The sequence below is a fragment of the Erwinia pyrifoliae DSM 12163 genome (genome assembly GCF_000026985.1).
GTDB lineage: Bacteria > Pseudomonadota > Gammaproteobacteria > Enterobacterales > Enterobacteriaceae > Erwinia > Erwinia pyrifoliae.
Genome location: NC_017390.1, coordinates 1495826 through 1509161 on the forward strand (window position 1 = coordinate 1495826; position 13336 = coordinate 1509161).

Annotated in this window: 12 protein-coding genes and 2 pseudogenes; 5 read left to right on the plus strand and 9 right to left on the minus strand. The window is 55.0% G+C overall.

The genetic code is table 11. The annotated features are described in order from the left end of the window. The first annotated feature begins 498 nt into the window (after positions 1–498). Positions 499–1605 carry a porin OmpC gene (gene ompC / locus EPYR_RS06580; protein ID WP_012667620.1) on the plus strand — a complete coding sequence of 369 codons (1107 nt, stop codon included), beginning with the start codon at positions 499–501 and terminating at the stop codon, positions 1603–1605. Between the two features lie 205 nt (positions 1606–1810). On the opposite strand, the gene EPYR_RS20730 is transcribed toward ompC, so the two are convergent. Beyond that, complete coding sequence (locus EPYR_RS20730) at positions 1811–1966, minus strand: hypothetical protein (RefSeq protein WP_014538754.1); 156 nt, start codon at positions 1964–1966, stop codon at positions 1811–1813. Between the two features lie 444 nt (positions 1967–2410). Here EPYR_RS20730 and apbE point away from each other — a divergent pair, with 444 nt between their 5' ends. The 3 genes and pseudogenes from apbE to EPYR_RS06595 all read left to right on the plus strand — a co-directional run bounded on the left by apbE (position 2411) and on the right by EPYR_RS06595 (position 5874). Next, positions 2411–3457, plus strand: a complete 1047-nt coding sequence (gene apbE / locus EPYR_RS06585; RefSeq protein ID WP_012667621.1) for an FAD:protein FMN transferase ApbE — start codon at positions 2411–2413, stop codon at positions 3455–3457. Between the two features lie 19 nt (positions 3458–3476). Beyond that, positions 3477–4118: a DNA oxidative demethylase AlkB gene (gene alkB / locus EPYR_RS06590; protein WP_012667622.1), complete on the plus strand. Its 642-nt coding sequence runs from the start codon at positions 3477–3479 to the stop codon at positions 4116–4118. A gap of 96 nt (positions 4119–4214) precedes the next feature. Beyond that, positions 4215–5874, plus strand: a pseudogene (locus tag EPYR_RS06595) (multidrug ABC transporter permease/ATP-binding protein). Positions 5875–5911: 37 nt separating this feature from the next. Here EPYR_RS06595 and EPYR_RS06600 read toward each other — a convergent pair. The 6 genes and pseudogenes from EPYR_RS06600 to EPYR_RS06625 form a co-directional block, all read right to left on the minus strand. Further along, on the minus strand, positions 5912–6706 hold the full coding sequence (locus EPYR_RS06600) for an amino acid ABC transporter ATP-binding protein (protein WP_012667623.1): 795 nt from the start codon (positions 6704–6706) through the stop codon (positions 5912–5914). A 2-nt stretch (positions 6707–6708) separates the two neighbouring features. Further along, positions 6709–7596: an amino acid ABC transporter permease gene (locus tag EPYR_RS06605; protein WP_014538758.1), complete on the minus strand. Its 888-nt coding sequence runs from the start codon at positions 7594–7596 to the stop codon at positions 6709–6711. Next, positions 7583–8107, minus strand: coding sequence for a GNAT family N-acetyltransferase (locus EPYR_RS06610; protein WP_012667625.1), 525 nt, complete (start codon positions 8105–8107; stop codon positions 7583–7585). Before EPYR_RS06610 ends, EPYR_RS06605 begins: the two co-directional genes overlap by 14 nt. An 11-nt stretch (positions 8108–8118) precedes the next feature. Then, positions 8119–9033, minus strand: a pseudogene (locus tag EPYR_RS06615) (ABC transporter substrate-binding protein); the annotation flags it as partial. Between the two features lie 82 nt (positions 9034–9115). After that, entirely contained in the window at positions 9116–10246 is a 1131-nt protein-coding gene (locus tag EPYR_RS06620) for a M20 peptidase aminoacylase family protein (protein WP_012667627.1), read from the minus strand. Positions 10247–10259: 13 nt separating this feature from the next. Then, the gene (locus EPYR_RS06625; RefSeq protein WP_012667628.1) at positions 10260–11261 is read right to left on the minus strand and encodes an MsnO8 family LLM class oxidoreductase; all 1002 of its coding nucleotides are present in this window, start codon (positions 11259–11261) and stop codon (positions 10260–10262) included. A gap of 201 nt (positions 11262–11462) precedes the next feature. Between EPYR_RS06625 and EPYR_RS20735 the strand changes: the two genes are divergently transcribed. Next, positions 11463–11633 carry a hypothetical protein gene (locus EPYR_RS20735; RefSeq protein WP_014538759.1) on the plus strand — a complete coding sequence of 57 codons (171 nt, stop codon included), beginning with the start codon at positions 11463–11465 and terminating at the stop codon, positions 11631–11633. Position 11634: 1 nt separating this feature from the next. Here the strand turns inward: EPYR_RS20735 and EPYR_RS06630 are convergent, their stop codons facing one another. Beyond that, positions 11635–12363 carry a 4'-phosphopantetheinyl transferase family protein gene (locus EPYR_RS06630; protein ID WP_012667630.1) on the minus strand — a complete coding sequence of 243 codons (729 nt, stop codon included), beginning with the start codon at positions 12361–12363 and terminating at the stop codon, positions 11635–11637. Between the two features lie 74 nt (positions 12364–12437). Continuing rightward, on the minus strand, positions 12438–12644 hold the full coding sequence (locus tag EPYR_RS06635) for a hypothetical protein (protein ID WP_012667631.1): 207 nt from the start codon (positions 12642–12644) through the stop codon (positions 12438–12440). Positions 12645–13336 lie beyond the last annotated feature (692 nt).

Here is a 13336-nt window from a genome sequence, read left to right on the forward strand (position 1 = left end):
TTTGTCTGAATATTGAGCAGGTGTTAACGCGAAAGATCTGACTAAGTCATGGTATAATTTTTGCAGGATAACATTAAGCGTGTAAAAAAACGCCAGGCATTAAGCCTGGCGGGAATATGAAGTCATACAGTTCATTTCGGCAAGTGAAGGTAATTATGAAATAAAAAATGATGATAGCGCGGAAATAATACTTTTTCGTATCAGGAAATTTTTATCATTCAGTGCCTATCATAGATATTGAACCTAAGTTCATGAATTGAATCTGTTTTGTTTTTTATTGGCTTTGCGTGCCATTATTACCGTTATCTGTTTAGATCAGAGGGTTCTTATATTTACACATGTCGCAATGACTTCCTGACTGTATGAAACACTTTTGGAAATTTAGTAGCATTTTCCTGATGGATTATTACCCTTTGTCCCTTAATATGGCACTAAGTGCTTAATATTGATGTTTAGCACGCAGTGGCATTATAAAACGAATAATACAGAGGTAGTAAAATGAAACTTCGCGTTCTTTCCCTGCTGGTTCCGGCACTACTGGTTGCTGGTTCAGCAGGTGCGGCTGAAATTTATAACAAAGATGGAAACAAGCTTGACCTGTCTGGCAAAGCTGCAGGACTGCACTATTTTTCCGACAACTCTTCTTCAGATGGTGACAAGTCGTATATGCGTCTTGGCTTTAAAGGCGAAACGCAGATTTCCGATCTCCTGACCGGCTACGGCCAGTGGGAGTATCAGGCGGCATTGAACACCACTGAAGCAGAGGGTACCGCTAACAGCTTCACCCGCTTTGGCTTCGCCGGTTTGAAGTTCGGTGATGTGGGTTCCTTTGATTATGGCCGCAACTATGGCGTGCTGTACGACGTCGGAGCCTGGACCGACGTACTGCCGGAATTCGGTGGGGATGCCTACGGTGCGGATAACTTCATGTTCCAGCGCGGCAGCGGCATGGCGACCTATCGTAACAACAATTTCTTTGGACTGGTTGATGGTCTGAATTTTGCCATTCAGTATCAGGGCAAGAACGATAGCAACGTCGAAGTGGCCGGTAACCGCAGTGCAGTTGCGCAAAATGGCGACGGCTATGGTCTTTCTGCCACTTACGATTTGGCTCCCGGTTTTAGCGCGGGTGCTGCGATGTTTTCTGCCGATCGAACTGATACCCAGAACCGGGTTGCGCTATTGGGTAATGGTGATAAAGCAGAAGCCTACTCCGCTGGTCTGAAGTACGATGCCAATAGCATCTACCTGGCAGCCTTGTACACCAAATCCTTTAACGCCACGCGTTTCGGCAGCAGCAATAACCCGGCCGCGTACGGTTTTGCGGATAAAGCGCAGAACTGGGAGCTGGTGGCGCAGTACCAGTTCGACTTTGGCCTGCGTCCTTCGCTTTCCTACGTGACGTCGCGCGGTAGCGATATTCAGAACTGGGGAACTCAAAACCTGAAGCAGTACATCGATGTCGGTGCGACTTACTACTTCAACAAAAACATGTCTACTTATGTTGATTATCAGATCAACCTGCTGGATGAAAATGACTTTACTAAAGCGGCCGGTATCAATACTGACAATGTGATGGCAGTGGGGCTGGTGTATCAGTTCTGATCTGAGCCGGTCTTCCGGCGACTGCTGATCTTAAAAAAACGCCCGATGCATACAATGCAACGGGCGTTTTTGTCTGGTATTAAAACCTTTCTTTAGTCTGTACTGGATGGCATAACCACACCGCCCACCATTGCGCGCCACAAACAAGCATCACCAATTCACTGGTGAGCGATGATCAATCGTACCATGCCGAAATTGGCCTGGATCATGCCAGCATATCGCCCGCAGGTTTTTTCACAAGTTGATCCTCTGCGGCTTGCAGATAGCTGCCTTCCAGGCCAACGCCACCCAGAGTGAAGGATAAGAACCGGAGCAGCCGCTGCCGCTTCAGGTTATCTTTCAGCTTATTTTTATTGCGCATATCCTGCTCCTCGGTTTATTTAACGTCAGCAGGAGAGAAGCACTAAACGTGCCAGCTGCAAAAGAGTGATAAAGGGGGGGATCAGGTTGCTGGTGGCACAATGTCTGCGTCAATCAGGTGCAGTCTGCGCCGAAGTGGTGCCCACAGGACGAATACGGGCCAGCTGACCCGTTGCTAATGTTGACAGAAGCCATGCAGGCGATTCATGCGGGTCTGCTTGTAATGCTTATAGCCCGCAAAGATAATTACGGCAGCTGCTATCACTGGCAGTAGGTAGCCAATCTTTTTGGCTCTCCAGTTAAGATGGGGTTAACGGCGCGGTTTGCACTCGGTCTGAGACTATTGTGATGTGCAACTAAGGTGAGATAAAAGGGGGGGGAATACCCTTTTTTCGGCGAACTTGCGCGACAGGTACCAGCTTTTGATTAAGGTTGCAGATAACAAATGAACAATTTTTGGCGGTGTTTCACAGGCTTTATCGTGGTTTACCTGCTGGCGTCCTGTAACGACTCTCAGCTTTCACCAGCACCTGAAGGAATGGTGTTGCAAGGTCACACAATGGGAACAATTTGGCGGGTAAGCCTCGCGGGAGTGGATCGGTCGCGGCAAAACGCGTTGCAAAATGCCATACAGCAGCGTCTTGACAACGACGATCGCCAGTTGTCCACCTGGAAAAGTGACTCGGTTCTGTCACGTTTCAATCAATATCGCGGCAGTGAACCGCAGCCGGTCAGCGCGGAGATGGCCGATATTGTCACCCAGGCGTTACGTATCGGCCAGCAGACCGCTGGCACGATGGATATTACCATCGGGCCGCTGGTGAATCTGTGGGGATTTGGACCGGATAAACAGCCGCTGAAGACCCCGACGCACCAGCAGATTGATGGCGCCCGGAAGCTGACTGGCCTGTCCCATTTACACGTTATCAATCGTGCTGACCAGTCATATCTGCAGAAGGACTTGCCGGAGCTGTACGTGGATCTCTCCACCGTTGGCGAAGGGTTTGCCACCGACCATCTTGCACGGCTGATGGAACAGGAGGGAATCAATAACTATCTTGTCTCAGTCGGTGGCGCAGTACTGACGCGGGGTAAAAATGCTCAGGGCAATGCCTGGCAGGTGGCGATCCAGAAACCGACCGATCGCGAAAATGCGGTGCAGGCGATCGTTGATTTACAGGGTCACGGTATCAGCACCTCCGGCAGCTACCGCAATTACTATGAACTGGACGGCAAACGTATTTCTCACGTTATTGACCCGGCAACCGGGCGGCCGATTCAGCACAGGCTGGTCTCTGCTACGGTGATTGCCACCACCGCGCTGGAAGCCGATGGCTGGGATACCGGGCTGATGGTATCAGGCCCGAAGCAGGCTAAAGCGCTGGCGCTGCGTAATAAACTGGCGGTCTATCTGATTTTCAAGCAGGGTGATACATTTACCGGCTGGATGTCGCCTCAGTTTGCGGCCTTTATTCAGCCCTCTTCCCCGTAAGAATGGTTAAGGAATCAATATGCTCGATCTGTTCGCGGAAGACGAACCCTGGCAGGAACCGCTGGCAGAGGGCGCGCTGATCCTGCGCCGCCGCGCCCGTGATATGACGGGGCAGCTGATGGCGCAGATCGAACATATTGCCGCCCACAATCCTTTTCACTACCGTATCACGCCGGGTGGACATCGTATGTCGGTGGCGATGACCAACTGCGGCGATTTGGGCTGGTCCACCGACTCACGCGGTTACCAATACAGCGCCCAGGATGAGGCCAACGGGCAGCGCTGGCCGGCGATGCCGCCGCAGTTTCGCCAGCTGGCTCAGGAGTGCGCGCGTGAGGCGGGGTTCAGTGGATTTAATCCCGACGCCTGCCTGATAAACCGCTATGAGCCAGGAGCGAAGATGACCCTGCATCAGGATAAAGACGAGCGCGATCTGCGTCAGCCGATTGTCTCGGTATCGCTCGGGCTGCCAGCGGTATTTTTATTCGGCGGGTTTGAACGGGGTGACGCCAGCCAGCGCGTGCTGTTGGAACACGGCGATGTGGTGGTGTGGGGCGGGCCATCGCGTTTGCGCTATCACGGCATTCTGCCGCTTAAAGCCGGCATTCACCCCCTGACCGGGGCATTTCGTTTTAACCTGACCTTCCGCCGGGCGCGCTGAAATACGGGCTGCATGGAACACGGATGAGAATTGTTATTGATCTGATGGGCGTTGTGATTACACTGCGGGCTGCTTTCTACCTGCCGGGATGTCCTGATGGAGCTGCTTCACATCGTCTATAAACAGTATCGCTGGCCGTTTATTCTGGTCATCGTGCTCAGCCTGCTTAGTGCCGCGCTGGGCATTGGCCTGATTGCCTTTATCAATCGCGAACTGATCGTTACCCTGAACTCTTCACTAACAGTGCTGCCGCAGTTTCTCGGCTTGCTGCTGCTGCTGCTGGCGGTCACGCTGGCATCTCAGCTGGCGCTCACCCTGCTTGGACATCATTTTGTCTATCGCCTGCGGGGTGAGTTTATCAAACGCATCCTTGATACCCAGATCGAGCGCATTGAGCAGATTGGCAGCGCCAGCCTGCTGGCGGCGCTGACCGGCGACGTGCGCAACATCACTTATGCCTTTGTGCGTCTGCCCGAGCTTATTCAGGGGATTATCCTGACCGTGGCGTCGGCGGCTTATCTCGGCTGGCTTTCTCCGAAAATGCTGATGGTGACCGCCACATGGGTGACTGTCACCCTTATCGGTGGCTGGCTGGCTGCTGGTGGCGCGCGTCTACCGGCATATGGCTACGCTGCGTGATACTGAAGATCGCCTTTACGCTGATTTTCAGACCATCATTGAAGGGCGCAAAGAGCTGGCGCTGAATCGCCAGCGTGCGCAGCAGATCTTCGACAACGTGTACGGCGAAGATGCGAAAACTTACCGCCATCACATCGTGCGCGCCGACACCTTCCACCTCAGCGCGGTAAACTGGTCGAACATCATGATGCTGGGAGCCATCGGGCTGGCTTTCTGGCTGGCAAACGGTCTCGGCTGGGCGGATACCGCCGTCGCGTCCACTTACTCCCTGACCCTGCTGTTTTTGCGTACCCCGATGCTGTCGGCGGTAGGGGCATTGCCAACCTTGTTGAGCGCTCAGGTGGCGTTTAACAAACTCAGTACGTTTAAGCTGGCAGAATATCAAGCTGATTTCCCACAGCCGGCGGCGGCAAGAAACTGGCAAACGCTGGAGCTGCGCAATCTGTCGTTCCACTACGGTGACCAGGGTTTTAAGGTCGGGCCGGTTAACATGACGCTGAAACGCGGCGAGCTGGTATTTCTGATTGGCGGCAACGGCAGCGGTAAGTCAACGCTGGCAATGCTGCTTACCGGGCTTTATCAGCCGGTTTCTGGCGAAATCCTGCTTGATGGCCAGGTGGTGCATCCTTCTGCAATCGATAGCTATCGTCGGCTGTTCTCGGCGGTTTTCACCGAGGTGCATCTGTTTGACCGCATTATAGACGATCGCGGGCAGCCTGCCGATCCGGCTTTGGTGCAGAGCTGGCTGGCGCGCCTGCAAATGCAGGACAAAATTACGCTGGAGGGCAATCGCGTCCTGAACCTCAATTTATCAAAAGGTCAGACCAAACGGCTGGCGTTGCTGCTGGCTATCGCCGGGCAGCGCGATATTCTTCTGCTGGATGAGTGGGCTGCGGATCAGGACCCGCATTTTCGGCGTATCTTCTACCGCGAGCTGCTGCCGTGGTTGCGCGAGATGGGTATAACGGTGTTTGCCATTAGCCACGACGACCACTATTTTCTGCATGCCGACCGCCTGCTGGAGATGCGAGCCGGAGTTCTGACAGAATTGACCGGCATTGAGCGTGAGCAGGCAACGCTGGATGCGGTGCAGCGTACCGATACGGCAGAGAACTGATGCGGCTTCGGGGGATTATCCCCCGGATAGCGATTTCTCACAGGACTTTGGCGAGAAAATGACGGGTACGCGGATGCTGCGGATGATTCAATACCTGGCGGGCGCTGCCCTGCTCAACGATTTTCCCCTCAACCAAAAAGACTACGTGGTCGGCCACCTCGCGGGCGAAACCTATCTCGTGCGTCACCACCACCAGCGTGGTGCCGGAACGCGCCAGCTGCCTGATGCTGCCCAACACTTCCCCGACCAGCTCCGGGTCGAGCGCGGAGGTTGGCTCATCAAACAGGACAACCTTAGGGTTGAGCGCCAGCGCACGGGCAATCGCCACGCGCTGCTGCTGCCCACCAGAAAGATGCCGTGGCCAGGCGTGGGCCTTATGACCTAATCCGACCGATTCCAGTAGCTTCCCAGCATGCGCTTCGGCGGCCGTGCGCGTCATGCGCTTATGTGCCAGCGGCGCTTCAATGATGTTTTCCAGCACCGTCAGATGGGGAAACAGATTGAAGTTCTGAAAGACATATCCTACGCCGGCGCGCTGTTTAAGGATGGCTTTCTCTTTCAGCTCGTAGAGTTTATCACCTTTGCGGCGGTAACCAATGTAGTCACCGTCGATACGAATAAAGCCCTGGTCAACGCGCTCCAGATGATTAATGGCGCGCAGCAGGGTGGATTTCCCTGAACCGGACGGGCCGAGGATCACCGTCACCGATCCGGGGGGGATTTCCAGCGAGACATTATCCAGCGCGTTAAAACGCCCGTAGCTTTTGCTGACGCCAGAAATCGAAATATGGCCAGCGGCCGGCGCGTTATGCAGAACGATAGCTTCAGACATGATTAACTCCTGATGGGGGTGATGGCCGCGCGCTGTGGTGACGCCGGCTGCCGGTTGCCGGATTGACGCGTGGTGCCCCGTGCCAGCCAGCGTTCAACATAGTGCTGTACCACCGACAGCAGGGTGGTGATCAGCAGATACCAGACGGCGGCGACCATCAGCAGCGGGATCACCTGCTGGGTGCGGTTGTAAACCATCTGGATGGTGTAAAACAGCTCCGGCATCGCCAGCACGTAAACCATTGCCGTGCCTTTCGCCAGGCTGATAATTTCATTAAAAGCACCAGGAATAATCGCGCGCAGCGCCTGTGGCAGGATAATACGCAGGGTGCGGCGCGATGACGGCAGGCCAAGGGCGGCGGCGGCCTCGAACTGCCCGTGATCGACCCCGGCGATGCCGCCACGTACGATCTCGGCGGTGTAGGCCGCCTGCACCAGCGTCAGCCCGATAACGGCAGTGCTGAACTGACCGAGCACGTCGATGGTTTTCCAGGTCGCCAGGGTTAACGGAGTAAAAGGAACGCCCAGTGACAGCCGATCGTAGAGATAAGAGAAGTTGTAAAGAATAATCAGCACCAAAATCAGCGGCAGCGAACGGAACAGCCAGATATAGCTGAACGCCAGCCCGGACAGCAGCCAGGAAGGGGATAGTCGGGCCAGCGCCAGCAGCACGCTCAGTACGCTGGCTGTCAGCGTCAGCAGCAGGGTCTGGCCCAGCCCGGACAGGATCGCCGGGGCAAAGAACCAGTGGGCAAATACCGACCACTCCCAGCGCGGGTTGAACGCCACGGACTGCACGACGATGGCCAGAATAAACAGCGCGATGGCCGTACCGGCCAGCCGCAGCGGGTAGCGTGCGGGCACCACGCGCAAGGTTTCACTGGATTTCATCGGCGGCTCCGGTAGTCATTGTTTGATACAGCGATTTAGTAAAACGCAAACGACCGTCGAACGGCGGCTTGCTGTAGTCCTCCGTATCGCGCGTGGTATCAAACTGGGGCTGATAGCCGTGTGACAGATACAGCCGCACCGCCTCCGGCTGGCGGAAGCCGGTGGTCAGGTAGATGTGACGGTAGCCTGCCCGTTGCGCCCGTTGTTCCAGCTCCACCAGCACCTTCTGCGCCAACCCCTGGCGCCGCAGATCGCCGCGCGTCCAGATCCGTTTCAACTCGGCGGTTTGCGCGTCGAATGACTTGTAAGCCCCCATCGCAATAATTTCTCCGTGCCGTTCCAGCACCACAAACATCCCCTGTGGTGGCAGATACCATTCGGTCAGCTCAATTTCGGCATCTCTTGCGAAGAAGTCGCCATAGCGGGCGCTGTATTCCCCAAACAGCCCGGCAATAATCGGTTCCAGCTCTGGCGCTTCCGGAGACAGCTGGCGGAAATTCTCTTCGCTCATGTCAATCTCCGCTAATCGCCCAGCCCGGACGGGTTAATTTCAGAATGATCGAGACGCTCAATGCCTTCTCCCCAGCGATTCAGCACTTTGTCGTATTCGCCACCTTTGATCACGCCGTTCAGCGCGGCGTTAACCGCCGTCACCAGTCCGCTGTCTTTCTTCAGCGTGACGGCAATATGGGCCGCTTTTGGCCAGCCGCCGTCCACGGTGCCCACCCGTCTGGTCTTGCCGGTCAGAGCCGCTTTCCATGCACCAATCACGTTGGGGCCGAAATAGGCATCGGCGCGGCCGGACTGTCGCGCCAGCGTTTGCGCAGCATCGTCTTTAACGTAGTTGGGGACGAACGGCTTCAGCCCTTTCTTCTGATTTTGTTCCTCCCACGCCAGCAGGATAGCTTCCTGATTGGTGCCGGAACCGACAATAATCCGCAGCCCGGCGATATCTTCGGCTTTGGTTATCGCGGCGATCTTGCTGTCAGATTTAACGTAGAAACCCAGTGAGTCACGGCGATAGGTGGCGAAGTCAAATTTCTCTTTGCGCGCTTTGGTCACCGTGACGTTGGTTATCGCCGCGTCATATTTACCGGAACTGACGCCAAGCGGCCAGTCTTCCCATGAAGTCGGCACCACATTCAGCTGTAGCCCGAGACTGTCTGCCACCAGCCGGGCAATATCCACTTCGCTGCCCAGCAGGGTTGTGTTGTCATCGGAAAACAGCGTGAGCGGCGGGGAGTTAAGGGCGGCAACGGCAACGGTAAACTTACCCGGCACCGCCAGGCTCAGGTTTTTCGGCAGCAGGGCCACGGCCTGTGGGTTGAGCGGGGCATGAACGGGGGCGCTGTTGGCCTCTACGCTGATGCCGGTGTCGTTGATCTTCACCGTTTCTGCGTTTGCCATCGTTGCGATCGGTAATGCGGTGGCCAGCAGAGCGAGTAATGGCAATGTGTTTCATAGTGACCTACGCTGATATGAGTTAACAGGCAAATGAGCAGGGCAGCGGCGCTGTCCTTCAGGCGATGTCGTGTAGTGCCGCTTCGGCCAGCTGGCTGAAATAGTGTGCCGCCGGGTAGAGCAGGTCTTCATCCGGGTTAAATCCGGGATGGTGTAGCCCAAACTCGCTGGCGCTGCCGATGCTGACGAAGGCTCCCGGGACATGATGCAGATAAAAGGCAAAATCCTCGCCGCCCATTTGCAGCTCGGCGTGCTGAACCTCGTAGCCCTCGCGTGCTGCCACCTGCTTGCTGAATTCCGCCCAGCGTTCGCTGTTGATCAGGGCAGGTGGGCCGGGATGCCAGCTCAGATCGGCGCGTGCGCCAAAGCCATTGGCGATACCCGTAATCAGCTGCCGCAGACGCTGCGGCAGCTCGCTGCGGATCTGTGCGTTATAGGTGCGCACCGTCCCTTCCAGCACCACCTGCTGTGGCAGCACGTTCCATGTATTGCCGCCTTCAATGCGCGTTACGCTGACCACCACCGTTTCCAGCGGACTGTAGCTGCGGCTGACTAGAGTTTGTAGTGCGCCAACAATCTGGCTGGCGATAACAATGGCATCAATGCCTTCCTGTGGACGTGCGGCGTGCGCGCCTTTGCCGTTGACCTCAATAGCAAAACGGTCGACGTTGGCATAGAACGGGCCGCCGCGTGTGGCAAAGATGCCTGTGGGTAGCTCCGGGGCATTATGCATACCGAAAATAGCGCTCACGCCCTGGAGTGCGCCCGCATCGATCAGGGTTTTCGCCCCGCCAAAGCGCTCCTCCGCCGGCTGAAACAGCAGGCGCACGCGGCCTGGCAAGGTCTTCTCGCGCGCCTTCAACAACTGCGCCGCACCGAGCATCACCGACGTATGCAGGTCATGGCCGCAGGCATGCATGACGCCCTGATGCTGCGAGCGGAACGACACCTCGGCAACTTCCTCAATCGGCAGGGCGTCGATATCCGCGCGCAGAGCGATTAAAGGTTCCCCCTGTCCGATCTCCGCCACCACACCGGTGGTGAGATCCCAGGGCAGTGGGGTGATACCCGCCTCATTCAGCCAGCTTTTAATGCGTGCGGTGGTGGCAAATTCCTCGTGGGACAGCTCGGGAAACTGATGCAGTTCACGACGCCAGGCAATCAGCTGCTGTGCAAGGGAATGACTCATAATGACGGACTCCTTACGCGGCGACGCGCAGATGGTTGGCCAGTAACTGCAAGGATTTAAGACGTGACGTGCCGCTGCCGATTGGCGTATCTATGATGAATTCCTCCACGCCAAAGCGTTGGTGAAGCTGCTCCAGCTGGTCGTGTACCTGTGCGGCAGTGCCTTTCAGCACGGTAAGCGTGCGCGGTTCAATGCGATACTCGGTTGCACCCGACTGGCGGATATAAGCTTCTGCCTGTGCGATGCTACCAACGGTAACGCTCTGATCACGATCGGTGTGCACGCGGTAGTGCTGCAAATCAGCCGCCAGCAGCGCCGCCTGTGCCGCCGTATCAGCGGCAACGACCTGTACGGCCAGCAGCGCACTCTGGCCGCCGCTGCGCGTCCGGTATGTGGTTAATGCGCGTTCCAGCTCCTGCTTATCGCCGTTAAGATGCGCGGCAAACACGAACTGCCAGCCCAGATCTGCTGCCAGGCGAGCGCTCGCTTCACTGGCACCGAGCAGAAAACGGCTGGCGGGATGCGGGGGAAGCGGGGTTGCCAGTAGCCGATCTTCACTCTGTTCAGTCGATGGCGTGGGGTTAAGCCAGCCGTCCAGCGCCGCCAGCTGGCTGGCAAAATCGCCTTTTTCCTCCGCGTGCATGCCTGCCTGCAACGCCTTTGTCGACAGCGGCAGGCCGCCCGGCGCTTTGCCAACGCCCAGATCAACACGGCCGGGTGCCAGCGAGGCCAGCAGATTAAAGTTTTCGGCCACTTTATAGGGGCTGTAGTGCTGCAACATGACGCCGCCGGAGCCGACGCGGATGCGGCGGGTATGCGCCAGAATCCAGGCAATCAACACCTCCGGTGACGGGCTGGCCAGCGCCGGGCTGTTATGATGTTCAGCCAGCCAGAAACGGTAATAACCCTGCTCCTCCGCCCGTTGCGCCAGCGTTAGTGTACGTGCCAGCGCCGCCGCCGCGTCTTCGCCCTCATCCAGCGGGCTTTTATCCAGCAAGCTTAATCGGTAAGCCATCACATCTCCTTGACAGGTTCAGATGCTGGCAATTATTGGCGGCGGGAACAGCGGCTGTAAAACAACATATCCGGCTTAAATCAGTCGCTAAACGGGATTACGCGCTATTGCCGGGAAGCGGCAAAGGCTGTGCAAAATGCGTATTTCATCCGGGAGAGAATTCGGGCTAACTACAGGTTCACTCTACAGAGGAGCACAAAGATGAACGGTATTTGGCTGCACTTTATGCGTTATTTTCAGGCACCTTCTGGCATGGCACCGCTGGACAGCTGTCGTATCGTCGAGGCGCTGATACCGATGGCGGAGCTATACGGCGGCGATTTGCAACAGCTGTGGGTCAACGATCGGTGCGTTGAGGATGAACCTCACTGATTCAGCGCGGCTGCGGTTCGACAATCCATGTCAAAACCCGATCGGATTGCAGCACGGCATGACCTGTGAACACCCTACCAGTCACCATTTCTGCGGAAAACGTCTGCGTTAAACGCAGGCCAACCTGCCGCATATCGGGATGGCACTCCACCACTTCAGCCGCACTGAAATCCATAAACTGCTTCAGGTGCGGATAGAGCGCCTTGTACAAACTCTCTTTTAAGGAAAAAACCACCGTCAGCGCGGTATTAAACGGCATTGAGCATTGCTCAAGCCGTTCTCTTTCTTGCTGATTAATCAGCATACTTTGCGTTTCTTTGCCGACTGAAAGCGTCATTATTTGCTCACAGTCAATTCCCAGCAGCAGATTGCGATCGCGCGTCAGCAAAGCGCATACCTGCTGCTGGGTGTGTGACAGCGAGCCGGTTATTCCCTGTGGCCAGACTGGTGCGCGATCCGCAGCATTACCCAGCACAAAGCGTTCAACGCCAAAGCTGGCCAGCGCCTGCTGCAGGCCGTAGCGGCTGACCAGATATTCCGCACGACGCTTGCTGACCGCGCGGTTCAGATGTACAGGCATGGGGATCTCAAGTGTGCTGAACAGGGATGGCGTGAAATGGTCGGCATCAAAACGCACATCAAGCTGCTGAACGGACGGGTAGCCGTCGAGCGGTTGCAGTGAGGCGCGAGTGATAAACGGCGGCAGCAGGGGAATAATCGGGAGGGGCATAGCGACTTACCCGTAATGAAAAGACGAAACAGTTAAGCAGGTTAGCGGGCAGAGATCAAAATAAACTCTTGATTTCATTCATTGGGTGCGATGGTGAAACCCTTCAACGATACCCCAAAATATCGGTCGGCTTTAGAGATAGTTGCACCACGCTGGCCCCCTTTTCTGGCAAGGCGCAAGAACTCGTCGCAGCCGATATCACAGGCCAGCGCGACTTTATAAATAGCTGAATAAAGCAGTTCTTGCGCATCTTTGAGGTTACGGGCACTGATAACGGTCATTGGAATGATTCCATATTGAGAAAGCCAACAAAGTGTCGTGGTTGCATTTGACAGATTAATCTTAATAGTAACAGTCCAGGTTTGGCAGGATGATCTGGTTGATAAAATGAGCGATGACTGCTTATGCAAGCTGGATTGAGCATAGCAGACCGATAGTAAATGTCACCTTAGTTCAATATAAACCCTCTGGATTTCACGGATGGAGGAATATAACAATGTCAGTAACACTCTTTTCAGTGCCGGGGATGGGAATAGTCCGGAATAATATGAAAGAAGCGCGTTAGCACGGGTAGTTACGCAATATGGCGCTGCCCCTACTTATTACTTGTTTTATCACAACTCAGACAATAAAGGTCCTTGGGGTTATAAACAAGCAGATGCTTACTGGGTTGAATTCGGGAATATAATTGGTGTGTGAAGCTAATCTGCTACATAGCGAATAAAAAATTAAGGATAGAATTATTCAGCAATTACTTCGCGATTGGATCGTGAAATCACGGATATTTATATATGATGATATGCTCTCAAATAATTAAATAAACTATAATTCGGATGTATCTCCGCAGGGTATAATTTTTGATGGGTTTTTTATACAAGCTCAAAATCAGAAACTACCTTGACAAAATCTCAAAATGAAATATTCAATTCATTTTAAAAAAGGCGTTTAATAATAAGCACTCCACCTCTTTCGA